Consider the following 26,136-nt stretch of genomic DNA (forward strand, 5'->3'; position numbering starts at 1 on the left):
AAAAGAAAAGGGCGTTTAGCGCCCTTTTTTATTGTAAGTGTTTAGTCGTTAAATTAGTCATTTTCTTCGGTCGTTGGCGCTAACTGCTGCTTTTGCGCTTTGATAACTGTCCACGCTTCGAGCATTACTAAAACACACACGACTAACACAATAATATCTAAGGTAACTAATAACCAATTACCCGCACTGTAGTATTCTTGCAGTTTAAGTATGCCGGCGAAAAATGCCATCACTAGCACAAATAGCATGGGCACTAATGTGTAACGAGCAGGTCGCCCCATCTTTATTAACATCACAGAAATAACTAACAGTGTTAAACTGGCAAGGATTTGGTTAGTTGAGCCGAATAATGGCCAAATGATCATGCCACCTGAACCTGAGGAGCCACCTGCGCCAAAGGCCAATAGTAAACAACAGGCAACCGCCACTAAGGTTGCAATAATGCCATTTTTAAACGCACTGATTTGGTAAATTTCACCCCATTCTTGAATGATATAGCGTTGTAACCTGACGCCCGAGTCCATTGTGGTACCGGCAAATAACACCACCATTACTGCAAGTAAGGTAGACGCGAGTTCAGATGGAATGCCCCAACCTTGGAAAATTAGGTTTGAGCCACCTTGAATAAATGCGCCAACACTGCCAGCACCGAGATGGCTATACACTTCGTGCCACCCTGCGGGCTCATTGCGAGTGTCACACCACTGACAGCAACAATGGTAATAAGGGCAAGCGAACCTTCACCAACCGCACCTAAATAACCAACGAACCGTGCATCGGTATCTTTATCTAATTGTTTAGAACTGGTGCCGCTCGACACAATACCGTGGAAACCAGATACCGCACCACAGGCAATCGTAACGAATAATAGTGGGATAATACTGGGCGTAGAATCTGCAACTTCGCTATTAAAGGCAGGTGCGGTAATGTCAGGCATAAACATAAATACGGCGCCGTAAAGTAACACTAACCCCACCAATAATTGAACACCATTAATAAAGTCACGAGGTTGTAGCAGCACCCACACAGGTAATAATGACGCAACCGCAGCATAAATAAATAGAATGATTATCCAGTTAGCTTTGTCACTTAACCCGAACATTTCTTTTGGCAGTGCCAATGGCATTTCGCTACCTGCATACACGGTTAAGTAAAGGGCGACTACTCCCAACAAACACAAAAACACTAAGTTAAAGTTGCGGCGAATTAATTGACCAATAATTAAGGCAAACACAATCGCAGCCCAGGCTGGCAATACTGCAGTTGGTTGGCTAACAAATGAGTTGGCAATCACCACGCCAAATACCGCGTTAACCATTAACAGCACTAAAAATACCACAATCATAAATAAAGCGCGGGTGCGTTTACCGATAACTTCTTCTGATAATGCACCAATTGATTTGCCTTTGTGGCGACTGCTCGCCCAAAGTGCGCCCATATCGTGAACACCAGCAAAGAAAATAGTCCCGAGTACTACCCAAATAACAGCGGGTACCCAGCCCCAATAAACCGCAATGGCAGGACCAACAATCGGTGCAGCACCAGCAACAGAGGTAAAGTGGTGACCCCAAAGTACTACTTTTTTGGTTGGTACAAAGTCAACGCCATCATTAATTTGATGAGCAGGGGTAATGTACTTGTCATCCATTTGGAAAATACGACTTGCAATAAACTTAGAATAGACAAACCAGCCAAACAGCATGCCGATAATGCCGAGCAGTACAATAACGACAGATTGCATAGGTGTTCCTTATAATTGATTATTATTTAAACCAGCTTAAAGCAGCATGTTGTAAAAGCAAGTGTTTGGCCTGAGACTTTGGCATAACACGGCGCTATTTATTTCGCTTTGACTTAAGCTCCTTTATATTTTTAGCTTGATTATTAGCAATCTAAGCGAATATCGAGCAACAATGAGAAAAGTGCGCTCAAAAGAACCGTTCGGCAGCGCTTGATTGGCTTTTCTACTGTGTTATCTGCTGACTCACATAGAATAACTATGCCACGCAGCCTCTGCCTTGTATAAAACCCAATTAAACTGCTGCAAAAACGAACTTGAAAGGTCAACAGACCCTAAACAAAGCTCGCCAGCCCTTAAGCAAAAATACGCGAAATAATGGCTTTGCAGTTACTTGGTTAAACAAAGGTTAAACTTTTGGCTAATCACTATTGAGAATCAACTGCCACTGTGAAAGAATTCCCCCAATTAAAAAACATCTTGAGGAAAAGTCATGCGCATTATTCTTTTAGGAGCGCCAGGTGCAGGTAAAGGTACGCAAGCACAATTTTTAATGGATAAGTACGGTATCCCACAAATTTCGACAGGCGATATGTTACGCGCTGCGATTAAAGAGGGTACACCACTTGGTCTTGAAGCTAAAAAAGTAATGGATGCAGGTCAGCTTGTTTCTGATGAAATTATCATTGGCCTAGTAAAAGAGCGTGTTGCTAAAGCTGACTGTGAAAACGGTTTCCTATTAGATGGTTTCCCTCGCACAATTCCTCAAGCAGATGCAATGAAAGAAAACGGCATTACAGTTGATCACTGTATTGAGTTTGACGTTGCAGATGAAATCATTGTTGAACGTATGGGCGGCCGTCGTGTACACCCAGGTTCTGGTCGTGTTTATCACGTTGTTTACAACCCACCTAAAACAGAGGGTAAAGACGACGTAACAGGCGAAGACTTAATTATTCGTGATGACGACGTAGAAGAAACAGTACGTAAGCGTTTAGCAATTTACCACGAACAAACTAAGCCGTTAGTTGATTACTACCGTGCTGAAGCAGACGCAGGTAACACGCAGTACCACAAATTAGATGGTACACAAGCAGTTGAAGCAGTAAGTGCACAACTTGCAGATTTACTGGGCTAATACCCAATAAATTAAAAAAACCGCCATCTCGGCGGTTTTTTTATATCTGAACGTTAATTATAACTTCTTAAGAGCTGACTCTACTGAGACATAATCAGGTTCTTTCGCTAAATTAGCCACTAACTGCTTGTAAACAATCTTGTGGTCTTTATCTAAGATGATCACACCGCGCGCTAATAACCCCATATCTTGGATTAGCAAGCCATAGTTTTGGGCAAACTCACGCCATACCGCGTCTGATAATGTATTCATTTGGGTAATGTTTTCGGCCTTACAAAAGCGGCTTTGTGCAAATGGTAAATCCATACTGATAGTAAGCATCACCACGTCACTGTAATTCGCTGCAAACTTATCATTGAAGTGTTTTGTTTGTAAGCTACACACACCGGTGTCTAGGCTTGGTACTGTGCTAATAAGTACTGCTTTTCCTTCAAAGTCGCTTAAAGAGACAGGTGCAAATTTATTGTTTGCCGCTTTGAAATCGGGCGCTTGTTGTCCTAGCTCAACCGCATTACCACGTAATGTAAGCATTTTACTGTTGGCTGAAATTTTACCAGAATCAGTTTGATTCAGAGGTAATTGATATTGCGCTGCCGCTAGGTTTAAAGACAAAAGAGATGCGCTAATTAAACCCGTTAACGTCATTAAATTTTTTAACATAATAAAAACACAGTTTCTGCTATAAGTAATGTTAATTTAGCACACGTGTAAGACACTGATAAAGTGATAATAATACTTATCTGTTAGCGGCTTTGAGCGAACAGTTCAACACGTTACAATTTGATTAAATTGGTAACTTTGTGAACGAAACTTTTGTAATTTGTTACAATTTTTAGCACAATAGTCGTAGATTTCATGCAGTGCTAGTTAAAACCTACTTCCTGCTCTAAACTTATAAAGACAAAAAATAAGAGTGATAGTATGGCAACCCCAGTTTTAATATGTGATGACTCTCGTTTGGCGCGGCGACAGCTCGCTCGTTCGCTACCAGATGATTGGGACATACAAATTGAATACGCTGAAAATGGTCTTCATTGTTTAGAGCAAATAAAAGCGATTCAACCTGAAATTCTGTTCCTCGATCTTAATATGCCACAAATGGACGGCTACGAAGTGCTGCAAGCAATTAAAGCAGAGAATTTGCATGTGCTGGTGGTGGTGGTGTCTGGTGATATTCAGCCAACAGCTCATGAACGAGTGATGGCACTGGGGGCAATTGACTTTATAACTAAGCCGTGTGATGGCGCTAAGCTGGAAGAGATTATTGAAAAGCATGGCATTAAAGATAAAGCCATGCGCGAACGCTTGCAGCATTCTCTTGGCGAGCAACTCGATCCTGAACTGCGAGATATCTATCAAGAGATCACTAACGTAGCGATGGGGCAAGCGGGTAACTTATTAGCACGTTTGCTTAATGTCTTTGTTGAACTGCCTATTCCCAACGTTAACGTATTGGAAGTCAATGAGCTTTCAATGGCGCTGCAATCAATCGATACCAATGCGTCCACATCTGGTGTATGTCAGGGCTTTATAGGCGGTGGCGTATCGGGTGAAGCATTGTTACTACTCAATGATTCAAGTTTTGTTGAAATCGCATCTTTAATGAATTACGAAGGTGAACTGAATCAAAAAGTAGAACTAGAACTGTTAATGGATGTGGGGAATATTCTCATTGGCGCAGTATTAACGGGACTTGCTAAGCAGCTTGATATGCACTTTTCACAAGGGCACCCTGTGGTAATGGGGCAGCATTGTAACGTAGCCGATTTAGTCAGTACTAACCAAGACCGTTGGCAGCGCACGTTAGCAATTGAGATCAGCTACGGCATTGAAAATCACAACGTAAACTGTGATCTAATGCTGTTATTCACTGAAGACTCATTAAAAACACTCAAGTTTAAAACACAATACTTATTAGAAGACTAACACTATGAGCGTAGACTTTGAACTCAATGAAATTCACTGGATGATGGATATGTTTAACACCATAGACGTCGGTTTGGTGGTGTTAGACAGAAAATACAATATTTGTGTTTGGAATGGCTTTATGGAAGCTCATTCTGGTTTGTTACCCAGTGCGGTAAAAGGTAAAGACGTATTTGATGCTTTCCCAGGCATCGATGAAACATGGTTTCGCTCGAAGGCCGAATCGGTATTTGTGTTAAAAACCCGTTCTTTCACCATTTGGGAACAACATCCGTATATTTTTAAGTTTAAAAATTACCGACCAATCACCGGTAAAGCGGATTACATGTACCAAAATGGCACTCTTATTCCGCTGACGAACACCACAGGCGAAGTCTCTCACTTGTGCGTGATTATTTACGATGTGACTGACGAGGCAGTTAACAAACTAGAGCTTGAACAAGCGAACGCAAAACTTGAAGAGTTAAGCCGAGTTGATAGGTTAACGAACCTTTATAACCGTGGTTTTTGGGAAGAAAGCTTTTCAAAAGAATTTAAGCGTCAGCAACGCAGTCAGGCAAAAAGTTGCTTGCTAATGTTCGATATTGATCACTTTAAAAAGATCAATGATTTATTTGGTCACCAAGGTGGCGATGCGGCGCTGTGTTTTGTGTCACAAACGTTGAAAAAAGTGCTGCGCGAGTCGGATGTAGCAGGGCGTTATGGCGGTGAAGAATTTGCTGTAACGTTAGTTGATACCGAATTAGATGGCGCCAAAGTATTTGCCGAACGCTTGCGTAAAACCATAGAAGATGCGGTGATCCATTACGAAGAGTCGGAAATCACGCTTACTATAAGCATAGGTATTGCGCAGTTTGACGGTAAATATACAAAATACGAACAGTGGATTGAAGACGCCGATAAAGCACTATATCGTTCAAAAGAAGCAGGGCGAAACACCATTAATGTGGCGTAATTCTGCTGGCTTAGCGTTAGCAAGTTAACATTCTTACTAACGCTATTAGCTTACTTACTCAGCTAAAATACCCCAACCGTCGCCGTAGCCATTGAGCGGATTGGCAACCGATTCTAGGTAGTTCTCTAAATCAGTAATAAGCTGATGGTTCGGTACCATTTCAACACTCACTAACACTTCAAACACACCCGTGTCTGGGCATTTTTGTTGTTTGGTATTAGGTGCAAGATCGTCCTCGCTAATAACTTTGGCAAACTTGTCTGCATCACTGACTTTTTCAAAAAGAATAAAAAAGTCTAGCGTGTGTGTCTTGGTTAAATCGACACCTTCTTGGTGCATCTCGGCCAAAATTTGCCCATTGTCGTCTGTTGGAAAATCCATCAAGGTACTCACGTAATAATTTATAGCGCTAAGTTTACTGCGTGCGTGAAACGGGGTAAATATGTAATCGTGAATGTTTTTGTTTATTCGCACATTTTGGCAGGTTAGAATAGGTACGGTTGATTTTTGACGTTCTATTTTTGTGCTCGTTGAGCGTATTTCTATTACGGAGTTTGATGTTTCGCCTTGTAATTTACGTGAGCTTCAATAACTAAAGGTTGATACGCGTTTATAGAATCAATCGCCTCCGAATTCATAATTAAAATTAATTGAGTATAAATTGTTCCGCAGCATTATTATTTTTACAGTGTTATGTTTGTTCTCTTGCTCAGTATTGGCATCGCCAATTGTTTCGAGCATTACTGTAAAAACAGACAACGACGGGCTAAAACGCAACGTCGAGTTATATTTAAATGAACTCAAACAACAGTCATTTTCTCCAAGCATCATTAAAAAAGCCAAAACGCTTACGCAAAATGCGTTAAAACCGTTTGGTTATTACTTACCAACCATTGACGTTAAAGCACAAGATGACGGCGGGCAAGTACGCCTCGTTGTTAATGTCGATGCAAAAACGGTGACACAAATTAGCCAGCTCGATATTCAGATTTTCGGTGACGCTGCAAAGCAAAAAGAAATTAACGAACAGATTAAAAAACTTAACTTGGCGGTTGGTCAGGCGCTTAATCATAGCGCGTATGAAAAAGCAAAAAGCCAGATCAGCTCAGTGCTTTTCGAATATGGTTATTTTGACACAAAGTGGTTAAAGCATGCCATTGAAGTACGCCGTGGTACTTACAGCGCGATTATTCGCTTACATGTGGATTCGGGAATTCGCTATAAATTTGGCCCTGTTGTGCTAGATAAAGAAATAAAAGCGTACGAGTTGGTGCACCGTTTAAATCCAATGGTTGTTGGCAATCCATATGATAACAACACGGTAACTGATTTTAATATTCAACTGTCAAACATGCCTTACTTTAAAAGTGTGCGTGTTTATCCCGATATTATTAATCGTGAAAATGGTGAGATCTCGGTTATCGTGCAACTGCTGCATAAACCTGAGAACAGTTTCGAGGTCGGTGGTGGCGTAAGCACCGACGATAACGGTTTAAAGTTACGGTTTAAATGGACTAAACCATGGATCAGCGAAAATGGCCATTACCTTGAAACCAACATTGAAGCCAGTCAAGTAGACCCACAAGCACGTATTAGCTATACCATTCCGGTGAACGATCCAAATAATGATGTTTGGCGTTTTGGCGCGGGTTATATTTATGATGATAATAAACTATCTCGAAAAGCAACGGTGCAAGCACAACGACAATGGCTTACAGACAGTAATTGGATCCGTACCGCGTTTTTAAAGTATGAAATCGAAAATTACGAAATAGACAGCATGCATTATCACAGCAATATGGTACTACCGGGTATTAGTTACGCAAGAAAACGTACGTTAGGTGGAACTACGCCATATTGGGGTGAGCAGTTGTTAATTTCCACCGAATTTGCCAGTGAAAGCCTCGCATCCGATACAGACTTAGTAAAAGTGCAGTTATTAGGTCAACGCCTTGCCACTTTTGCTGAGCGTCATATGCTATTTGGCCGCATTAATATAGGCGCCATAATCACTGACGATATTAATGATGTGCCAATTTCGATGCGCTTTTTTGCTGGTGGTGATAAAAGTATTCGCGGTTATCGTTACGAGTCAGTGGCACCAAAAATTAATGATCAAGTTGTTGGTGGGCAGTACTTAGCGACTACCAGTGCCGAATATAACTATCGCTTTTTACCGAATTGGCGGGCCGCGTTATTTATTGACGCCGGTACTGCAACCAACGATTTCGAAGATAAAATTCAGGTAGGTACAGGCCTTGGTTTGCGATGGTTAACGCCAATTGGCCCGGTACGAATTGATTATGCCTTTGCTGTTACTGATGACACGCGTACAGGTCGCTTTAGTATTACCATAGGGCCAGAAATATGAGTGAAACGGTAACTAAAACCCCGCTAACGAAAACGGTTATACGCGTGTTTCGTAATCTATTTTGGTCTTTGTTAGTACTGCTTATTGGATTAGTCGCGCTGGTATTCAGTGGTGTTGGTAATCAACTGATAGTTTATGGTGCAAACAAACTCGTACCTAATCTTTCTATTTCCATGAAAGACGATCCTTTGTTACGCGGCGGTCAGTTTAGCGTTAATTATAAAAATGAACAGTTAGCGCTTACGTTAGTTAATGCGCAGCTTGATGTGCGTTTTTATAGTTGTGCGGCGATATGTGTGAAGCAGTTTAATGCACAATCTGTCGCGGTTGAGTTAACAGCAAATAAAAATACCCAAGAGCCTGATACGCAATCGCCACTTGGCAAAATAGAGCTGCCAATGTCGCTAGCGGTAAAAACATTTTCAATAAAATCATTTCGTTTTACTCAAGGCGAGTTGGCGCTTGATGTCAGTGAGTTTTTTACCCAACTTAATGCGCAAAAGAGTGAACTGACCGTTGAACGCTTAGCAGTAAATAAGATTAAGTTAGCGTTGCCTGCACAAAATAAAGAAACCAGCGCTACAAAAACAACATCGCCAATAACGATGCCAAAAATATCGCCACTGCACTTTGAAACCCCACTTGATTGGCAAATAAGCGCACTGCGTGTATCGCAATTTGAGCTGGTTCAAGCAGACGCATCGCAAGTGATCCGCAATGTATCGTTGCAGGCAAAGCAGCAAGCAAGTGATTTAAATGTTATTCACTTAAGCCTTGATTACCAGGACATCAGTGCGGCACTGAAAGGCGCGTTATCACTAGCGAACCATAACCCAATAAGCTTAAACGCAACCGTTAAACATCCAAAGCATGCTATTAAGGCGAATCTTGAAGGTGATTTAAGAGCATTAACAATAAGCAGTGAATTAACGGGTTTATACAGTGCATCGCTTAATGGCAGTGCATCGCTGCTGAATGAGCAATTACCGTTTGAACTGAGCGTTTTATCAAATCACTTAGAGCTAGTACAAGACGATAAAACAATCGCCGTAGATGATGCAAGCGTTAGTGCAAAAGGCGATTTGACCGCTTTTGATTATAGTTTGAACACAAAGCTAAGTGTTACAGATATGCCAAAGCTTGCGATTGATGGTGAGGGCAAAGGTAACTTCTCTGAACTCAATATTGAACGCTTGGGTATCGAAAGTGAAAAAAGTACATTAACACTCGCGGGTAAGGTCAATTGGCAACAAGGGGTTGATGCCTCTATTTCAGTATTATCTGAGAATATTAGTACTGAGGAATTTTTGCCTTCGGTTGCCTCTAATTTAGCGCTAAAAGGTGACTTGGCGGTACGCGCAAATGGTAACGAGTGGCAACTCGATATTCCGGAATTTGCAGTTGCCGGTCAGATAAATAATGCGCCTATCGATGCGATTATTGCGATGAAAGTTGATGATAGCCTAAAAGCGTCAATATCTCAGTTACAGATTACCAGTGACAAAAACCAATTAACGTTACACGGTGAAATAACAAAAGAGTGGGATATTTCAGGTAACCTGAATTTAGTAAACCCCGATACGCTTGACCCAAGGTTGTCAGGACACGGAAACGCTGAGTTTAAAATTACCGGCGAACTCGAAAAACCAAAAGCGCGCTGGCAAGCAAACTTAAAACAGTTGGCATTTGAAGAGTACCGAATTGATGCGCTAAGCAGTGAAGGCCATGTTGATGTTGCAAAAAATTATTTAAGTAAGATTGCATTTGATGCCAAAGGGATCTCACTTGATGAGCAGCCAATTCATGCGGTTTCCGTTTTGATAGAGGGCGACTTAAAGCAACATTTGGCTAAGCTATCGTTAGAATCTGAAACAGTAAATGCAAAATCACAAATTAACGGTGGTTTAATCAACAACCAATATGCTGGTAGCGTAAATAAGCTGGCGCTTAAAAATCAAAAAATCAATTTAACCAATCAGCAAGCGATAGATTTCAGTTATCACGTAAACTCTGGGCAAGTTAATGTTAGCGAACATTGCTGGCAAGGCACCAATACAGCCTTTTGTTTAAAACCTTTAACCGCATCGGCCGAGCAAGGTGAATTATCGTTAGCATTAACGCACTTTGATCTTTCTGTATTAACGTTAGCGCTTCCTAAAACCATAACGCCTACAGGCCAATTAGTCGGTCATTTAGATGCACTTTGGCAAAATGGCAAATTATTGAGTTTAAATAGTGAGATCAAATCCAGCGATGTTAATTTTGCAATCAACGAAAGCTTTATTAAAACGCAAGTACCAATCGAACAGTTTTATTTGAACGCTAAGGCGGACCAAAAAAACGTAACGCTAGACGCAAACTTAGCATCGTCCGTGCTCGGCAACATTATTAGTGATATCGATATTACTGATGTGACCGGAAAACGTGCGTTAACCGGCAAAATACAATTACAAGCACTCGACTTTAGTAATTTAACCGGCTTTAGCCAGCAAATTGATAAGCTCGACGGTGAACTTAATGCCGATGTTACCTTATCAGGCAGCGCGTTTTCGCCACAAGTAAACGGAAAACTCGCTCTGCAAGGACTTGCGTTTCTCGCGCCATGGACACCACTGAGCATTGAACAAGGCAATATGGCTATAAACTTTAATGATCACAGTGCTAATCTCAACGGCGAATTATTTGATAGTAATAAAGGCAGCTTAGCGCTTGATGGCCAAGCAAATTGGCAAGGCGAACCGAGTGCAAGTGCTAATATTAAAGGCAATGGTTTTAAAATCGCCCTTGAGCCTAATTTGTGGTTTGCAATATCACCAAATATTAATATGACCTATGAACAGCAATTCGCCAATATCTCAGGGCAAGTACGTGTCGTTGATGGCCGCATTAAAGTAAAAGAACTACCTGAAGGTGCTGTAAGTGTTTCCGATGATGAAGTTATTGTCGATGCTGCTAAACAAACAAAGAAACCGTTACCAATTCGCTACGGTATCGACCTTTCAGTTGTCATTGATGACAATGTGCGTATTGATTCGTTTGGTTTACGTTCAAAGTTAAAGGGCGATGTGCTGTTTAAACAAGTAGGCGATACGCCGTTGATTGCAACGGGTGAAGTGGCGTTATTAGAAGGTTACTATCGCGGGTTAGGGCAGGAGCTACAAATCGAAAAAGGGCAAATCGCCTTTAATGGTGCGGTTGATAAACCGTTACTAAATGTAAGAGCCATTCGTAATCCTGACCTTACTGAAGACGGTGTTATTGCCGGCATAAAACTTACAGGTGGTGTTGAACAACCACGCCTTGAAGTATTTTCAGATCCCAAAATGGATCAAGCTATGGCGCTGTCTTATTTATTGTCAGGGCGTCCGCTTAGCGATTCTAATTCATCGAGTGATGGCATGTTAACTCAGCTTTTATTATCGCGCGGTCTTGCACGTGGTGAGGGCAGTATTACAAAAATCGGTGAAGCAATCGGTATTGAAGATGTGTCGTTATCATCTCGCGGCAGTGGTGAAGAAACCAAAGTAGAGATCTCAGGTTATGTCGCGCCTGGCATTCAAGTGCGATACAGTATTGGGATATTTGATTCGATGAGCGAAGTTGCAGTGCGCTATCAATTACTACCAAAACTGTATATTGAAGCGATTAGTGGCCTAAATGATTCGCTCGATATTTTATATAAATTTGATTGGGACTAATAATGATAAGAAAAACCCTAATATCGCTGGTTGTAAGCGCGTTGGCTGTTACCAGCACAGCAAGCCAAAGCAATGATAAGCCATTATCACCTGCCAAAGTGATAGCACAATCAAGCCAAAGTGAATGGCGTGCGCTCGATTTAGAAAACACGTTAATACTATCGCTAAACACTGGCGATGTAGTAATTGAACTAAACCCCTTGCTCGCTCCTAATCACGTTGCTAACTTTAAGAAGTTAGTACGAGAAGGGTTTTATAAAGACTTAAATATTTATCGTTTTGTCGAGGGCTTTGTTGCGCAAGGTGGTGATATTTCAGAAAAGAAACAGCCGAAAACAGCCAGCAAATCCATCGCCGCGGAATTTACAAAAACAACACAAAAGCCAATCGCGATTCAGCTTGTGGATCCACAAGATGGTTATGCTGATAAAACTGGCTTTTTAAATGGTTTTGCTGTGGCGCAAAATGCGGCGGGCACCCAAACATGGCAAACCCACTGTATTGGAAATTTTGCCATGGCAAGAGGCAACGAGCTTGATAGTGGTGGTACAGAGTTTTACGTGATTTTGGGCAATCACCGTTATTTAGATTTAAATATCACATCGTTTGGACGTGTTGTAACGGGTATTGAGCATATTCAACGACTAGATAGAAAAGCAAAAACGACTATTGAAGATGCTAGCTTTAATCCAATTCGCAATTTTGTTGTCGCAGCAGATTTAAGCGATTCGCCAGCACATAATATTGAAGTGATGAAAACCAACAGTGATAGTTTTAAGCAGTATATTGAATCACGACGCAATCGCCCGGAACCTTGGTTTCACCACCAAGCAAATTACATCGATGTCTGTGGCTTAAATGTGCCTGAGCGCGCAAAAACCACAGAAAAATAAAGATAGTTTAAGTAACCGCTTATTGGCGGTTACTTTTTAACTTAAATTGCGTTGTCGCAAAATCGGTAGAGCGATACGGGTTGATATCTAATCCACCACGACGCGTATAGCGTGCAAATACTTCAAGTTGCGTCATCGAAAACTTATTCTGAATATCGCAAAACAAGCGCTCGACACATTGTTCGTGAAATTCGTTATGATTTCTAAATGAAATAAGGTACTTGAGTAAACTCTCATGGCATATTTTTTTGCCGGTGTAGCGGATCACCACTGATGCCCAATCTGGCTGTGATGTAATCAAGCAGTTAGACTTTAATAAATGGCTATACAGTGTTTCAGTCACAATCTCATTGCTCGCATCGGTTTTGAGTAGCTCGGTATTGAGATCGTATTCACTTACTTCAATATCTAAGTCATCTAAACACGTGCCAGTAAACGGGGTTGGCATTAAGCAATCGAAATCGTCGGCATTGAAAAGTTTTACAACCACATCGCAATTTGCCGATTTAGATAAATCGCTGGTTAGAATTTGCTGAACCTGCACCATAGAATCAAATTTAGTTTGGTTAAAGCTGTTTAAATACAGTTTAAATGACTTTGATTCAATAATATGGCTGCTGGTGGCTGGGAAAATGAACTCAGCAACTGCAACGACTGGCTTACCTTTTCGATTTAACCAAGAAAGCTCATAGCCTGTCCATGTATCTTCGCCTTTAAATGGCAATGCACTTTCATCGATATTTAAATCATCGCGATTAAGTTTTCGTGCAATGGGAAACAGTAACGATGCATCGTAACTGTCTTTATATTCGGTTTGTTGTCCGAGTAATGCACCTTTTAATTCAGGCGCGTCTTGGTAATGTGACATAATCAGATTAAAATCGGTAAAATAATTAACTATTGTAACGAATAAATTGGGCAAAGGCAGTATGTCAATTAGCGAAAACTTACAACGCGTGTACACGGAAATTACGCAATTAGCACAGCAAAAAACAGGACAGGCGCCACGCGTGTTTCACGATAGCGATTGGCCAAGTCCATGTGAAATACCAAATAGTGTCGAAAATGATTCGGTTGCTTGGCAGCAAGTGGCGCAAAACGGCAATATGCAGGCGTTAGAAAAAGCCCTTGAAACACAATTTCCAGCGGCGCTTCAGGCCTATTTTGGCAGTTTTTACAGCGATAATTTATTTGCCAGCTATCAAGAGCATAATCTTTGTTTGTTGCAAGCTTGGAGCGAACAAGACTTTGATCGTTTACAGCAAAACATAACCGGCCATGTGCTTATGAAGCGCCGATTAAAACAGGCCGATACGGTGTTTTTTGCAACCTGTGAAGAAGATGATTTGCTACTTGTAATGAAATTAGAGGATGCAAGTATCTGGCTTGAATACCTGGGCAAAGAACCACACCATAAACTAGCAGACTCAATGGAAGCATTTTTAGCTGACTGCTCTGGTCTCTACTACGCACAATAACGTGTAATACCAAGGTGATTAATTATGTGGTCGTGCTTGCGAGCCAAATCACCATCACGTACGTTGAAAAATTGAAGTAGCAGCAGTCAAACTTTTCGCTCTGTCGCCGAATGGTTCTTTTGAGCGCACTTTTCTCATTGTTGCCTAAACAAATGTAGGTAAGGGGCGTGAGCAGGACGCTTAAGCTCTGCTCGATATTCGCTTAGATTGCTAGGCCACACATCGAGCGCCGAGATAAAAGCACGCTCAAAAAGAACAAAAATAGAACAGCAAAGTTCAACAGACCCTAATGTAATTACTACAATAAGGCGCGCTTTGCGCCTTATTACTGTATTGAAATTACTGAAAGTCCCATGAAATATTAGATACTAGCTCACAGGTATCACAGCGAAAATCGAACAAGCCAAACCATGGCTCTTCTAAACGCCAATCACCGCAACATTTTGGGCATTTACGCGAAAGCTCTTGCTCTTTTGATAACCCGCCCACTCGGTATAAATAGTAATACACTGGTTTTTTTGTAAGGAAGCGAATGCGCTTTGATAAATCCATACCGCGTCTAAAAAGGTCACTATCAATATCGGCTAGTTCTTTAATTGCTGCAAATTCACAGCGTGTTGCACCATTAATTTGAATTTGGTCGCAGGCTTGCCAATCTTCTTGCCACTTTAACAGAGCTTTAAAGTCACCATTGGCAACTGCAGGCACTTTATAGAGTGGTACGGGCATAAAGTCGTCACCACAGTAAAGCGGGCTACAGGTATGCAAATAGGTAGTATATAAAATATAGCTTGATGGCGATGAACAAGCGTCAGAGCCATTAGAATGAATATCTTGCCCAATTACTTTTACTTTCGGCTGTAATAAGCCAGCTTCATTGAGTTTCTCTAAGCTAAATTTTACAAATGGACTGTGATTTAATGGGTGCAGTGCGTCTTCTTCTGGGCACATAACACGGGTAATAAAAAAGCCATCTTTTAGCGTTGTTGGAAATTCTTCCCCGATAATTTGGCCATTAAAGCGCAGTGCATTAACTAAACGCACTATGGCTTGTTCAGCTGCATCGAGTGTGGTGTCTTGATAGCAATCAAAGGTAAGGTCGACAATGTACATGGGATTATTTATTTTCTAGCAGGGATAATAACTTATCGAGCTTAGCTTCGATACGATCGAGTTGCGTTTGCGACGCACTTGAGGTTTGTTCTGGCTGTTGCACTTGCTTTAGTGTTTGACGTTCAAAATCGCTTGGATTTTGTTTATAACGTGCAAGCACATCAATAATGATAGGCATTGGCACCGGTTGAGGTAAATTTGCTTTTACGAGTGCAACGTTGGGTTGCTTGTTGGCAGCTAACAGCTTACTGATAGTTGCGATGACGATATCTTGCATAAATGTGCCCTTTTAAAACCATTGGGCAATTTTACTGTAATCTAACGGAGCAGGCTATCGAGTTGATCGATAATTTCACACCAATCAGCATCTTGCTCGATTGATTCTTTAATAAAGCTCGCTTGGCTTTGGCTCCAAAATGGCGCATCGGCAAGTATTAGGCTTGGTGAAATTTTATGGGTAGCGATAAACTGTTCAATCGCTTCATCTGTTGAATCAAGCCCAAGTTGTGAAAACAGATCATTCATTGCATGTGAACCTGATTCCATAATATTGCTCCTATGTTTGCTAAAGAAGGTTGTTTTAACGCTATAACTATAGAATAGCTCAAATAATGTGCTAACTTGAAGTGTGAACAATAATAATAAAGGAAGATACTATGGCCGATGAAACATTAGCAACCCCAGCGTTAGATACCGAATTAAAAGCCAGCTATTTAACCGCAGAAGACTGCAAAATCGCAGCAAGTGTATTGTATCAAGCGTATCACGATGATGAGTTATTTCAGCAAATCTTGGGATACGATAAAGCAAATAAAGGTGCTTACGAGAAAAAACTCCGCTTATTAATACGTGAAGAGCTAGCCAGCTTTTGGCAAAGCCATCAGCATATTATCGGCGTATTTGCTGGTGACAATTTGCTCGCAGTTAGCTGTGTGCAAAAAGCCAATGATGCTTTAGCTGCGGACAGAGTATGGCATTGGCGCTTAAAATTAATGCTCAACACCGGGGTATTATCTACCAATCAGCTTATCGAAAAAGAAAAAGCAATCCACCAAGCCGTCGCAAGCTTCTCTGATTGCTGCTTTATTAGCTTATTTGCAGTCGATCCTCATGTGCAACACCAAGGTATCGGCCGCTACTTATTAAGGGCAATTGATGATGTTGTTAAATCTGATGGGGCGCAAGCAAGTGCGGTGTTTATTACACAGGAACGTTTTCACGATTTATTTATAAGTGAAGGTTACCAAGGTGAAACTGAACTTACATTTACCAAAGTGTCTGGAAAATTGTTTGTTAAGCAAAAGGGCTAAGTCGCTTTCTGACAAATAGTGTGTAGGAAATATCTCACAATGATGTGAGTTTGTGATGCTTTAAGTGCTGTAAATAGCACTTATTTTCATTTAACTCTATGTAATAAAAGAAAAATTATAATATGTACAAAAGATTAATAAATTTAGAATCAATTTACCTCATTACATTAGTCACAAATTCTCACTATTATTAACATCAACAAGGAAGCAAACATACAGGAAGTATGTTTTATGCCAAGGAATGGAATTTAGGCTTAGATACAGGGCGTATCAAGGGAACAAAGGACAAGGATGCAGGGATGGCGGTGCACTAAATGAGTTAGTGTTTTGCAAAGATGCAAAAGGGATAAACGCAGGAGCGTTTAAAGGACGGTTTAGGAAAAACCAAAATACAGGGAAAGGCTAGGAGCAAAGAGGACACCTCAGGATGAGGGTAGGAATTGGGACAAGGATAGCTAGGGAAGCATGGATTGGTTTCCTTCAATGGATGAGAAATGGATGTGCGAAAGCATAAATGGTGATGGATAACCAAGGAAAAATGGATGTTTTTTCGAATTTGAGGCGCGGCATTTTGTTGCGCCTTAGCTTTTTCTGACGTACTAAAAATTAGTTTATTTTATGTGGCGGCACATCAACACTAACTACTTTATCATTTTCTAAATTAACGACGCCATTGTAACTGTCTTCGCCATTACTCGAAAACTCCCAAACAAAAGTTGATTTAAGCCCTGGTTTTCCATTTTTTAAAATACCAATACGTTTTTTGGTACACGCAATACTAAGAAACTGTACATTCAGTTTTTCGCTATGGCGATTGGCATATTCTCTTGCACTTTCAGCAGCTTGTCGGTCAAGCCAAAATAAGTAGATCAGTGTAGCAACAGCCAGAATAAGCCAAATTGACGCCATAACGTTACCTAATAATTATTGTTGAAATAGTTTTCCAATTGCACGCGAAAGGGCTTCGCTTCTATTTTGCATTCGGATCATTGCTAACATATGAGGGCGTAAACTTGGAATTGCAACAAGATCAGCAAAAATGCCAGCAAAAACATCTTGGTCGTGTTCTGATGCGAGGTAATCCATAAGAGCGACAACATGATTTTCGAGCACATGCCAGCAGCGCCCTGTGAGCGTTAACACGATATCAAGGTTAAGCAAGGTTGGTGTCGTTACTAACTTTTCGACAGCACGTTCTAAAATACCCGTGGCAGAAGTATTTGACATCATGCGTAAGTAGTTAATGATATTTTCACTGTTTTGTTGTTTAACAGCGTTTTCAAACTGAACGAACAACGCTTCAGTTAAAGCAACCGAAATTGCACTGTGTTCAAGGGTTGCAGCCAATGAATTAACAACGGGCTGTGGTAACTGATCTAATGCTTTTATTAAGTTGTCTTGATTGGTATCTGTTAAGCGCATTGCAAAATCAGCTATGCCTTGCAAGCCAAGTTGCTGCCATTCATTAAAACCAAGCTTACCGCTAAAATAAAGTTCTACATGTTCATAGTAGGCTGATGCGCTTTGTTTTAGTTCTTTTTTAATAATGGCATTAAACGCCGCGAGTTTATTTGCGTTTGGTGTAAACACATACGGGTTATTATCGAGCTGGCTTTGCGCCTCGTCATTGCCCGTAAGTTGATTTCCAAGTGCCTCGAGTACCATTGATGCAAAATGATTGCGGCTTGCTTGAACCAGTTTACTTTGTTCGTCGAGCGGCATTTTCAAAAACCAAATGTAGGGCGTTTCTGTCTCGTGGCTATTCCAAAATTGAATCGCTAAAAACGCATGTTGTTGCAATGGAAATGGATAGGGGATTTGATTATTTTCTATTTGCGAAAATGTTTGCTTATCAATTTTTTGAATGCGGCGACCCATGTCAAAAACGCGCCATGTGGTGCCTGCATTATCAAGAAGTTCGCCAAGGCTTGAGATAGTGTGTTGCATTAATAATTATCCATTCGAGCATTTTGCTCATTATACAATGAAAAGCAGCGAAGTTTTGATAAAATACGTGAATAGCTAAGTAATATAACACCGATATGATCATTCAACTGCTCGACGAATTAAGTGACACGTTAAAAGTACATCAACTGTGGTCAAACACACCACCAAATACTGCAGCATTCGCATCTACTGCGCCATTTTGCTATGACACAATGCGGTTTGAACAGTGGTTACAATTTGTATTTATTATCAAAATGAAGCAACTCGTTGCCGCAAATCAACCGTTGCCAAAAGGTGCCAATATCACGCCGATGGCAGAGCAAATGTTAGGCGATTATCCAAAAGTGATTGATGTGATTAAAAAATTAGATAAGGCGCTTAATTAATGTTTGGTGAATTACCGATTTTATATCGTGATGAACACTTTATTGCGATTGATAAACCGTCGGGTTTATTAGTGCATCGCTCTTTTTTAGATAAATGTGAAACTCATTTTGCGATGCAGATGCTACGCGACCAAATTGATCAACATGTGTTTCCGCTTCATCGGTTAGACAGGCCTACTTCTGGCGTGTTGTTATTTGGTTTAAGTAGTGATGTAGCGCGTACCGCAAGTTCACTCTTTTCAGAGCATAAGATCAGCAAGCGGTACTTAGCGCTAACCCGTGGTTTTGCGCCAGAGTCGTTACATGTGGATCATGCACTCAAATACAAACACGATAAGATTGCCGATAAGTTTGCCGATAAAGAAAAACCAGCGCAAGAAGCACAAACCGACTTTAAGTGTTTACACCAAGCTGTGATCAATAAACCACTAGGTAAGTTTCCAACAGTGCGTTATTCACTGGTAGAGTGTTTACCAAAAACTGGCCGTAAGCACCAAATTAGGCGTCATTTAAACCATATTAATCATCCTATTTTGAATGATGCAAATTACGGTGATAACAAGCAGAATCATTTTTTCCAGCAAGAGTTTGGCTTAAATCGCTTGATGTTATTTGCTAAAGAACTCACTTTTGAGCATCCCTTTAGTAGGCAGACAATTTATATTGAGGCCTCGATAGGCGAACCGGAGCTTGAATTATTTAAGCGCTTAGGCTGGCCAGGTGAAGAGAAAGATTATCGGTTGCTAAAATAACACCTGATTGCCTAAACTGTTTTAGTGCCAGCTTTATTAATTTGGGAGTAAGTTAACTACTTCATTTGCAAGGTTAAAGATGTGAAGCATTACACATTAATGAAGTTGGTTTAGGGAACTAACGCTAGGAGAGAAAATGGCAAATATTAAGTGTTTCATTGGTACCGTTTACGGGGGGGCAGAAGCCCTTGCCGAACAACTAGAGTCAATTGCACAGTCAAAAGGTCATGGATTTGAACTCTATAACCCAGGCAGTATCGCTGACTTTGTTTCAAGTGATGTGATTTTGGTAGTTACATCAACAACCGGGCAGGGGGATATTCCTTTTGAACTCGAATCTTTGTATTTGGCCCTTAAATCGGAGTTTCCGTTAATTTCTAATAAGCCATTTGCTGTGATAGCAATGGGAGACAGTAGTTATGGCGAAACTTACTGTGGTGCTGGCAGAAAATTTAGAGAGTTACTCATTGAGTTGCAAGGAAATGAAGTGATAGATCTGTTAAAGGTCGATGCGAGCGAACACTTTGATCCTTTGCCTGTGGCGGCACCTTGGTTTAACTCACTGCTTGAAACATTAGATAAGTAATTGTTACTGAGAGATTTAAAAAAAGCGGCATCTTTGCCGCTTTTTTATTCTTTATCTTCAAAGGCTGCTTTTTCTTCAGCAAGCTCTTCTTTTAGCTTTCTAATTTTAAGCCCTAACTCTTGGCCACGATAGCGAGCGTAGTATGTACAACCAATAAACATACAACTGGCAAAAAGCAGCTCAAGCAAAACAAAAATCATCTCATTTTGCGCCACCCACAAGGAGGTAAAGCCATGCAAAAAATAGATAATGACAATAAAGTTAGCCCAAGCGTAGGTGTAGGGTTTATCTTGAATAATGCCTTTGAGCGGCAGTAATAAAGGCACAATGTAAAGGCCAATAACAAACCCTGTACTGTAACCTTCACGTGGTGATAATCCAAGTAACCAGGTTGGCATTAAAATTAATAACCCAATGTAACCGAATAGCGCAATTTTTTGATAGCGCTTTGTAATTGCTTGTTTCTCTATTTTACTCATTGTAATTGCTTAATTAGTTTAGCGAGTCGATTGCCAACACTTTGGCAAATGGCGATTTCGTCCTGACTTAAATTACTTGAATTTGTAAGCCCGGATACATGGCTTGCACCGTACGGGGTGCCACCAGTTTGCGTGGCTGATAACGCAGGCACATCGTAGGGTACGCCGCATAACAGCATGCCGTGATGCAACAGAGGCAATGCCATTGACAATAATGTTGATTCATTACCGCCATGTTGACTGCTTGATGACGTAAATACAGCAGCGGGCTTATCAATCAATTGACCGGCTAACCATAAATCACTAGTAGTTTCCCAAAACTGTTTTGCTGGTGAGGCCATCATGCCAAACCGTGTTGGACTACCAAAGGCAAGGCCCGCACAATTTTTTAATTCGTCAATGGTCACAACTAGGTCGTCAGAATCATCGCTGAAACAGCGAATTTTTACGTCGATGCCGGCGTGTTGTGCTGCGTCGCTGATCTCGTACGCCATATTTTTTACTGAATCGGTACGAGAATGATACAGCACTAATAAATAAGACATTAGATAATTGCAAGCACGCTTTCAGGTGGACGGCCAATTGCTGCTTTGCCATTATTGATAACGATTGGGCGCTCAATTAATTTAGGGTTAGCAACCATTGCATCAATTAATGCGTCTTCGCTTGTTTCATCTTTTAGATTAAGCTCTTTGTAAATTGTTTCTTTAGTGCGCATTAATTGACGCGCAGAATCAAAATTTAATAGGGATAAAAGTTGCTTAATATCTTGCGCGCTTGGCACGTCTTTTAAATATTCAACAATCTCAGGAGAAACGGCATTTTCTTCAAGCAATGCAAGGGTTTCACGTGATTTTGAACAGCGAGGATTGTGAAAAATTTTAACAGTCATAGGATTCTCAAATCTATTTTTTGCGTGATTGTAATGTGCTTAAAGATGAAATTAAAGTTTCGCGAGCTCTTTTTGCATTAGGCGATATTCTTTTAATCGCGCTTTTAAGCGTTGCTGCTTAATTTCATCTTCCGTATCCACATGATTCAATGCTTTTTGTACTTCGTTTGAAGCTTGAGCATAGGCGCCATAATCAGTGTAAATGCTGGCTCTTAATTCATGGTAAGACGCTTTGTCAGCTTGCTCTTTATATGTTTGTGCTAGCAGTTCTTTACCTAATACATGTTCTGGTTTTTCGAGCAAAAAGTACTTAAGTAATTGGTGTGCTAAATCAAGTTTGCCTGCTGTTATGGCGGCATTGGCATAATTGAGTGTGACCACCTGATTATTAGGTTGGCGTTGATACTCTTTTTTTAGCATGGCGAGTGCTTCGTCATATTTTTTCTGACCGAGCAATAAATCGGTTTTTGAATCAAGAATAAATAAGCTGCCCGGTACTTTTTTCTCTAAATTAGTGAGCAGGTCGTTTGCTTCATCATATTTCTCTTGGTCTATCAGTGTTAAGGCAAGGCCGTACTCTGCTGCTGTGGTAAGTGCAAAACGGTTAATGCGTAAATGTTTACGAAATTCTTGTTCTGCTTTCGCGCTTTCTTGCCCGTAGCGTGCAATTACGCGTGCTTTTGCTAACGAGAAATCTAACGACGAATCGATAAAGCGTTCAGGGTATTGAAGTGCGCGCATACGCACATCTGAAACACGAGAATCGGGTAATGGGTGAGTCAGTAAGAATGCTGGTGGTTTGGGCATATGACGCATTTGATCGGCAAGTTTTGCTAAAAATTCGCTTGATTCTCTGGGATCAAATCCGGCGCTATTTAGTGTTTGCATGCCAACGCGGTCTGCTTCTTGTTCTGCGCCTCGGCTGTGTGTTAACTGACTTAGCTGCGCTTGTGTTTGGCTCGCAGCCAAAATAGCCATACCTGCGTCGGGGGCAATCATGGTTGTTAAAATGCCGGCTATCATCCCTGCAATGGTGAGTCCTTGATTGTCTTTTGCTTGTTGTAAACGTCTTGCTAAGTGACGTTGTGTTACGTGAGCGATTTCGTGTCCAAGTACTGACGCCAGCTGGCTTTCGTTATCGGCGTTCATAATTAGGCCCGTATGCACGCCAACATGACCGCCGTAGAAGGCAAACGCATTTATATCTTTGCTATTAATCCAGAAAAACTCAAACGGGAAGCGAATGTCATCAGCATGAGCAACAAGACGATTACCAATATTGGTAAGGTATTCATCGAGTGCGGGGTCTTGCATTACACGTGAGGTGCCACGCACTTGCATCATCATAACATCGCCGATGGCACGTTCTTTTTCGATTGATAATACTTGTACTGCTGAGGTGCCGAGATCGGGTAACTTAAAATTACTTTGTGCCACAACGGGAAGCGAAAGTGCAAAACAAAAGCACGTTAGCTTTTTTAAAAGGCTGGGTTTTGGCATGTTATTCCTTTTTTTGTAGCATTTCATTTGCCATTAAATGAGCGAGTGCAAGTTCGTCCTGACAAGCGTCGGCTGAGCGTTCAGCTTTTTGGTAGTATTCTTTAATTGACACTCCCGAGACTTTTATAACGTTTAGTTCGCTCTTTAAAAATTCAATGGTCTTATGCACTATTTTATGTGAATGCAGAATTAACGCTTTGTCTGCTTCATCACCGCGTTGAAAATAAAACTGGATGTACTTATGGAGCTGATTAATTCGCAGCACATTGCGCATTGCATGGGGATCCCATACTTTAAATTCCATCAATTTATTTTCTTTTACGTACTGGTCGATTTCTTTGTCTTTGGCATAAGGAAAGGCAAAAAGTTCAAAGCCACGTTCAGTGAATACTTGATAAAGGGCAAGTCTTGGTGGGTTATCGCACTTAATTTCACCGTTTTCGAGTTCTTCGCCACCAAGGAGTGCTAAGTTCCAGTTGCGTTTATCGGTAATACGCTTAATCGCGTTATCAAAGCCATGACTAAATACACCTTCTGCTTCACCAACAGAAGCTGCCACCAAATGATAAAAAGGTGGGAGTTCACCCCAATTTAACTGTTTTTTAAACCAGTTAATGTCTTTTAACGTGGGGTTTTTCGGTAGTTCATTTTTTTTATTTTGTTTTGTCATAAACAGAAAGCTAATATGATCAAATTCGGCTTGTATACTGTGAATTTAGCATAATCATCAAAAACATGCTTGCGCTTTGTAAATTACTGAGTGGTAACTGCTTTATCAAGCTGTTTCACGATGCGTTTTGTGATAACGTTAATTGCGTAAAAGACATGTTTTTTATTCTGTATGAAAGATTTAACAGGGCTTAAATGTCCTCAATTATTTGTTCAATTTAAATATCTATTAAAACAAAACAATACGGCCAATTATGTGGTGTTTAAGTTTGCTCAAGATGCACAGCTCAACGATGTATTTCGCTATCTTGACAACCAACAGCGAACCTATACATGGCAATCTAATGTATTAACTGTAACTAACCCCATTGAGGAAGCGAATTAGTGTTACATATTTTTAAACAGTGGTACTCGCGCAAGTTTTCAGATCCAAATTCAATTACATTATTAATGCTGACGCTGGGTTTAGCTGCGGCATTTTATTTTTTTGGCACTTATATTATTCCGGTTATGGTGGCTTTAGTTATCGCATATCTATTAGATTGGCCGGTACAAAAACTAATGCATACGGGCGTGTCTCGTGTTATTTCTAGCACTTTGGTGATGTTGATATTCAGCGGTTTAGTTGTATCTATTGTTGTTGGTATCATACCAGTGTTATGGCACCAATTATCAAATTTTGTGCAAGATTTACCTTCCATGTTAGAGCAGGGGAAAGGCTACTTAATGACGCTTCCGAGTAGTTATCCTGAATTGGTTAACCCTGAGCAAGTTAAATCGATATTATCGTCTGTGGAAGGGCACGCAGTGACGATTGGTCAAACGGTGCTATCTACATCACTTAATTCATTAAAAGATGTGGTGGCTTGGTTAGTTTATTTAATTCTTGTGCCTCTTTTAGTGTTTTTTATGTTGAAAGATAAACATTTGCTACTTGCGGGTTTTGAAAAGTTTATTCCAAAAGAGAGAAAACTAATAAGTCAGGTTTGGCAGGAAATGAACCAGCAAATTATGAACTACATACGTGGCAAAATTTTTGAAATTTTAATTGTTGGTTCAACCACGTTTATTACTTTTACAATATTAGACTTACGCTATGCGGCGTTACTTGGCACGTTAGTCGGTTTCTCGGTGCTTATTCCGTTCGTTGGTGCGGCGCTGGTAACAATCCCCGTAGCGCTTGTGGCGTTATTTCAATTTGGTGTGGGTAGTGAGTTTTGGTATGTGATCATTGCTTATGGTGTTATTCAAGCGTTAGATGGAAACTTATTGGTGCCACTGCTGTTTTCTGAAGCGGTAGACTTACACCCGGTTTACATCATTGTTGCGGTATTGTTTTTTGGTGGCTTGTGGGGTTTTTGGGGCGTTTTCTTTGCAATTCCGTTAGCGTCGCTCGTGAGGGCGTTACTAAATGCGTGGTCAATGTCGAACCAACACGAGACAGTCAAAGCTTAAAGGCAAAAAAATAGCGCAGATTACTGCGCTATTTTTTATGTGTTTTGCAATTTATACTTTAGGCTGTGCGTCAATCGATTGGCCATTAACACCAATTGAATCATCCGACATTAAGTACAGGTATATTGGCATTAAATCGGCTGGTGTTTTTAACTTGTCTTTATCTTCACCAGGGAACGCAATGGCACGCATTGCTGTGCGTGTTGCACCTGGATTGATGCAGTTGATACGAATATTCGTTTTACCAACTTCTTTAGACCAAGTTTGCATCATGCCTTCTGTTGCAAACTTTGAAATTGCGTAAGCACCCCAGAACTCTCTTCCTTCGCGACCAACACCACTTGATGTAAATATTATTGATGCGTTATCAGACTTTCTTAACAGCGGAAAAAGTGACTTAGTTAACACAGCTTGTGCGGTAACGTTCACTTTCATAATGTTTTCGAATGTTGATACGCAGAAATGCTCCAGTGGTCCTAATGAACCAATGATAGATGCGTTATTTAATAATCCGTCAAGGCGACCAAATTCATTTTCAATTGTGGCTGCTAAATCACGATAGTGTTGTTTTGTTGCGCCTTTCATATCGAGCGGTACAATTGCAGGTTGGGGCGCGCCTAATGCGATAATTTCATCGTATACGGCTTCAAGTTTTGCAACTGTTTTACCTAATAAAATTACCGTTGCGCCGTGTTTTGCAAATTCAATTGCGGCAACTTTACCGATGCCATCACCGGCACCCGTTACGAGAATGACTTTGTTGTTGAGCGCGTCATTACTTGCTTGATAATCATGCATATTAGTTTAGGTGTTCAAAATTTTTCGCCATCATACCATAGTCAAGTAAAAT

27 protein-coding genes and 1 pseudogene are annotated in these 26,136 nt (G+C 40.8%); 13 read left to right on the plus strand and 15 right to left on the minus strand.

Annotated features, from left to right (window positions below):
- Window positions 1-53: 53 nt before the first annotated feature.
- A pseudogene (locus C2M30_RS07500) lies at window positions 54-1,741 on the minus strand (carbon starvation CstA family protein).
- Window positions 1,742-2,231: 490 nt separating this feature from the next.
- On the opposite strand from C2M30_RS07500, the gene adk reads away from it, so the two are divergent.
- A complete protein-coding gene (adk, locus tag C2M30_RS07505) occupies window positions 2,232-2,876 on the plus strand; it encodes an adenylate kinase (protein ID WP_010559844.1) in 645 nt (214 codons plus the stop codon).
- Window positions 2,877-2,933: 57 nt separating this feature from the next.
- Here adk and tpx read toward each other — a convergent pair whose 3' ends face one another.
- Window positions 2,934-3,536, minus strand: coding sequence for a thiol peroxidase (gene tpx / locus C2M30_RS07510; protein ID WP_105171201.1), 603 nt, complete (start codon window positions 3,534-3,536; stop codon window positions 2,934-2,936).
- Between the two features lie 261 nt (window positions 3,537-3,797).
- On the opposite strand from tpx, the gene C2M30_RS07515 reads away from it, so the two are divergent.
- Both C2M30_RS07515 and C2M30_RS07520 read left to right on the plus strand, forming a co-directional pair.
- On the plus strand, window positions 3,798-4,802 hold the full coding sequence (locus C2M30_RS07515; RefSeq protein ID WP_010559846.1) for a response regulator: 1,005 nt from the start codon (window positions 3,798-3,800) through the stop codon (window positions 4,800-4,802).
- Window positions 4,803-4,806: 4 nt separating this feature from the next.
- On the plus strand, window positions 4,807-5,757 hold the full coding sequence (locus C2M30_RS07520) for a sensor domain-containing diguanylate cyclase (protein WP_105171202.1): 951 nt from the start codon (window positions 4,807-4,809) through the stop codon (window positions 5,755-5,757).
- A gap of 54 nt (window positions 5,758-5,811) precedes the next feature.
- Here C2M30_RS07520 and C2M30_RS07525 read toward each other — a convergent pair whose 3' ends face one another.
- The gene (locus C2M30_RS07525; protein WP_105171203.1) at window positions 5,812-6,138 is read right to left on the minus strand and encodes a ribonuclease E inhibitor RraB; all 327 of its coding nucleotides are present in this window, start codon (window positions 6,136-6,138) and stop codon (window positions 5,812-5,814) included.
- A gap of 316 nt (window positions 6,139-6,454) precedes the next feature.
- Here C2M30_RS07525 and C2M30_RS07530 point away from each other — a divergent pair, with 316 nt between their 5' ends.
- Genes C2M30_RS07530 through C2M30_RS07540 form a run of 3 tightly spaced genes read left to right on the plus strand, consistent with a single transcriptional unit; the run spans window position 6,455 to window position 12,719 of the window.
- Window positions 6,455-8,128 carry an autotransporter assembly complex protein TamA gene (locus tag C2M30_RS07530; protein WP_158683346.1) on the plus strand — a complete coding sequence of 558 codons (1,674 nt, stop codon included), beginning with the start codon at window positions 6,455-6,457 and terminating at the stop codon, window positions 8,126-8,128.
- A complete protein-coding gene (gene tamB, locus C2M30_RS07535; RefSeq protein ID WP_105171205.1) occupies window positions 8,125-11,826 on the plus strand; it encodes an autotransporter assembly complex protein TamB in 3,702 nt (1,233 codons plus the stop codon). The genes C2M30_RS07530 and tamB overlap by 4 nt, the downstream gene beginning before the upstream one ends.
- A gap of 2 nt (window positions 11,827-11,828) precedes the next feature.
- A complete protein-coding gene (locus C2M30_RS07540; RefSeq protein ID WP_105171206.1) occupies window positions 11,829-12,719 on the plus strand; it encodes a peptidylprolyl isomerase in 891 nt (296 codons plus the stop codon).
- A gap of 19 nt (window positions 12,720-12,738) precedes the next feature.
- Here the strand turns inward: C2M30_RS07540 and queF are convergent, their stop codons facing one another.
- Window positions 12,739-13,587 carry an NADPH-dependent 7-cyano-7-deazaguanine reductase QueF gene (gene queF / locus C2M30_RS07545; RefSeq protein ID WP_105171207.1) on the minus strand — a complete coding sequence of 283 codons (849 nt, stop codon included), beginning with the start codon at window positions 13,585-13,587 and terminating at the stop codon, window positions 12,739-12,741.
- Between the two features lie 61 nt (window positions 13,588-13,648).
- On the opposite strand from queF, the gene syd reads away from it, so the two are divergent.
- Window positions 13,649-14,197: a SecY-interacting protein gene (syd, locus tag C2M30_RS07550; protein ID WP_010559853.1), complete on the plus strand. Its 549-nt coding sequence runs from the start codon at window positions 13,649-13,651 to the stop codon at window positions 14,195-14,197.
- Window positions 14,198-14,536: 339 nt separating this feature from the next.
- Here syd and C2M30_RS07555 read toward each other — a convergent pair whose 3' ends face one another.
- The 3 genes from C2M30_RS07555 to C2M30_RS07565 are packed head-to-tail and all read right to left on the minus strand — an operon-like array spanning window position 14,537 to window position 15,856.
- On the minus strand, window positions 14,537-15,310 hold the full coding sequence (locus C2M30_RS07555; protein WP_105171209.1) for a Zn-ribbon-containing protein: 774 nt from the start codon (window positions 15,308-15,310) through the stop codon (window positions 14,537-14,539).
- Window positions 15,311-15,314: 4 nt separating this feature from the next.
- Window positions 15,315-15,587, minus strand: a complete 273-nt coding sequence (locus tag C2M30_RS07560) for a hypothetical protein (protein WP_100913620.1) — start codon at window positions 15,585-15,587, stop codon at window positions 15,315-15,317.
- A 41-nt stretch (window positions 15,588-15,628) separates the two neighbouring features.
- Window positions 15,629-15,856: a DUF2789 domain-containing protein gene (locus C2M30_RS07565; protein ID WP_105171210.1), complete on the minus strand. Its 228-nt coding sequence runs from the start codon at window positions 15,854-15,856 to the stop codon at window positions 15,629-15,631.
- A gap of 110 nt (window positions 15,857-15,966) precedes the next feature.
- Here C2M30_RS07565 and C2M30_RS07570 point away from each other — a divergent pair, with 110 nt between their 5' ends.
- Window positions 15,967-16,620 (plus strand): GNAT family N-acetyltransferase, encoded by a 654-nt coding sequence (locus C2M30_RS07570; RefSeq protein ID WP_105171211.1) that lies wholly within the window; start codon window positions 15,967-15,969, stop codon window positions 16,618-16,620.
- Between the two features lie 606 nt (window positions 16,621-17,226).
- Here the strand turns inward: C2M30_RS07570 and C2M30_RS07575 are convergent.
- Window positions 17,227-17,529, minus strand: a complete 303-nt coding sequence (locus C2M30_RS07575; RefSeq protein ID WP_105171212.1) for a DUF3301 domain-containing protein — start codon at window positions 17,527-17,529, stop codon at window positions 17,227-17,229.
- A gap of 15 nt (window positions 17,530-17,544) precedes the next feature.
- Window positions 17,545-18,567 carry a DUF3549 family protein gene (locus C2M30_RS07580; RefSeq protein ID WP_105171213.1) on the minus strand — a complete coding sequence of 341 codons (1,023 nt, stop codon included), beginning with the start codon at window positions 18,565-18,567 and terminating at the stop codon, window positions 17,545-17,547.
- Between the two features lie 95 nt (window positions 18,568-18,662).
- On the opposite strand from C2M30_RS07580, the gene C2M30_RS07585 reads away from it, so the two are divergent.
- From C2M30_RS07585 to C2M30_RS07595, 3 genes are all read left to right on the plus strand, one after another.
- Window positions 18,663-18,953 carry a YqcC family protein gene (locus C2M30_RS07585; RefSeq protein WP_010559860.1) on the plus strand — a complete coding sequence of 97 codons (291 nt, stop codon included), beginning with the start codon at window positions 18,663-18,665 and terminating at the stop codon, window positions 18,951-18,953.
- Window positions 18,953-19,705, plus strand: a complete 753-nt coding sequence (truC, locus tag C2M30_RS07590) for a tRNA pseudouridine(65) synthase TruC (protein ID WP_105171214.1) — start codon at window positions 18,953-18,955, stop codon at window positions 19,703-19,705. The genes C2M30_RS07585 and truC overlap by 1 nt, the downstream gene beginning before the upstream one ends.
- 136 nt (window positions 19,706-19,841) lie before the next feature.
- Window positions 19,842-20,291 (plus strand): flavodoxin domain-containing protein, encoded by a 450-nt coding sequence (locus tag C2M30_RS07595; RefSeq protein ID WP_100913613.1) that lies wholly within the window; start codon window positions 19,842-19,844, stop codon window positions 20,289-20,291.
- Window positions 20,292-20,335: 44 nt separating this feature from the next.
- Here C2M30_RS07595 and C2M30_RS07600 read toward each other — a convergent pair whose 3' ends face one another.
- Genes C2M30_RS07600 through C2M30_RS07620 form a run of 5 tightly spaced genes read right to left on the minus strand, consistent with a single transcriptional unit; the run spans window position 20,336 to window position 23,832 of the window.
- Window positions 20,336-20,770: a DUF2069 domain-containing protein gene (locus C2M30_RS07600; RefSeq protein WP_105171215.1), complete on the minus strand. Its 435-nt coding sequence runs from the start codon at window positions 20,768-20,770 to the stop codon at window positions 20,336-20,338.
- Entirely contained in the window at window positions 20,767-21,315 is a 549-nt protein-coding gene (locus tag C2M30_RS07605) for an NAD(P)H-dependent oxidoreductase (protein ID WP_105171216.1), read from the minus strand. The genes C2M30_RS07600 and C2M30_RS07605 overlap by 4 nt, the downstream gene beginning before the upstream one ends.
- On the minus strand, window positions 21,315-21,662 hold the full coding sequence (arsC, locus tag C2M30_RS07610) for an arsenate reductase (glutaredoxin) (RefSeq protein WP_010559865.1): 348 nt from the start codon (window positions 21,660-21,662) through the stop codon (window positions 21,315-21,317). The genes C2M30_RS07605 and arsC overlap by 1 nt, the downstream gene beginning before the upstream one ends.
- 51 nt (window positions 21,663-21,713) lie before the next feature.
- On the minus strand, window positions 21,714-23,162 hold the full coding sequence (locus C2M30_RS07615) for a beta-barrel assembly-enhancing protease (RefSeq protein ID WP_105171217.1): 1,449 nt from the start codon (window positions 23,160-23,162) through the stop codon (window positions 21,714-21,716).
- A gap of 1 nt (window position 23,163) precedes the next feature.
- Window positions 23,164-23,832: a hypothetical protein gene (locus tag C2M30_RS07620; RefSeq protein ID WP_105171218.1), complete on the minus strand. Its 669-nt coding sequence runs from the start codon at window positions 23,830-23,832 to the stop codon at window positions 23,164-23,166.
- A 171-nt stretch (window positions 23,833-24,003) separates the two neighbouring features.
- Between C2M30_RS07620 and C2M30_RS21710 the strand changes: the two genes are divergently transcribed.
- Window positions 24,004-24,216: a hypothetical protein gene (locus tag C2M30_RS21710; RefSeq protein WP_010559868.1), complete on the plus strand. Its 213-nt coding sequence runs from the start codon at window positions 24,004-24,006 to the stop codon at window positions 24,214-24,216.
- Window positions 24,216-25,286, plus strand: a complete 1,071-nt coding sequence (locus tag C2M30_RS07630) for an AI-2E family transporter (protein ID WP_105171219.1) — start codon at window positions 24,216-24,218, stop codon at window positions 25,284-25,286. The genes C2M30_RS21710 and C2M30_RS07630 overlap by 1 nt, the downstream gene beginning before the upstream one ends.
- 51 nt (window positions 25,287-25,337) lie before the next feature.
- On the opposite strand, the gene C2M30_RS07635 is transcribed toward C2M30_RS07630, so the two are convergent.
- Window positions 25,338-26,084, minus strand: a complete 747-nt coding sequence (locus C2M30_RS07635; protein WP_105171220.1) for a YciK family oxidoreductase — start codon at window positions 26,082-26,084, stop codon at window positions 25,338-25,340.
- Between the last annotated feature and the right edge of the window lie 52 nt (window positions 26,085-26,136).

The organism is Pseudoalteromonas sp. T1lg24, assembly GCF_002964745.1.
Taxonomy (GTDB): domain Bacteria; phylum Pseudomonadota; class Gammaproteobacteria; order Enterobacterales; family Alteromonadaceae; genus Pseudoalteromonas; species Pseudoalteromonas spongiae.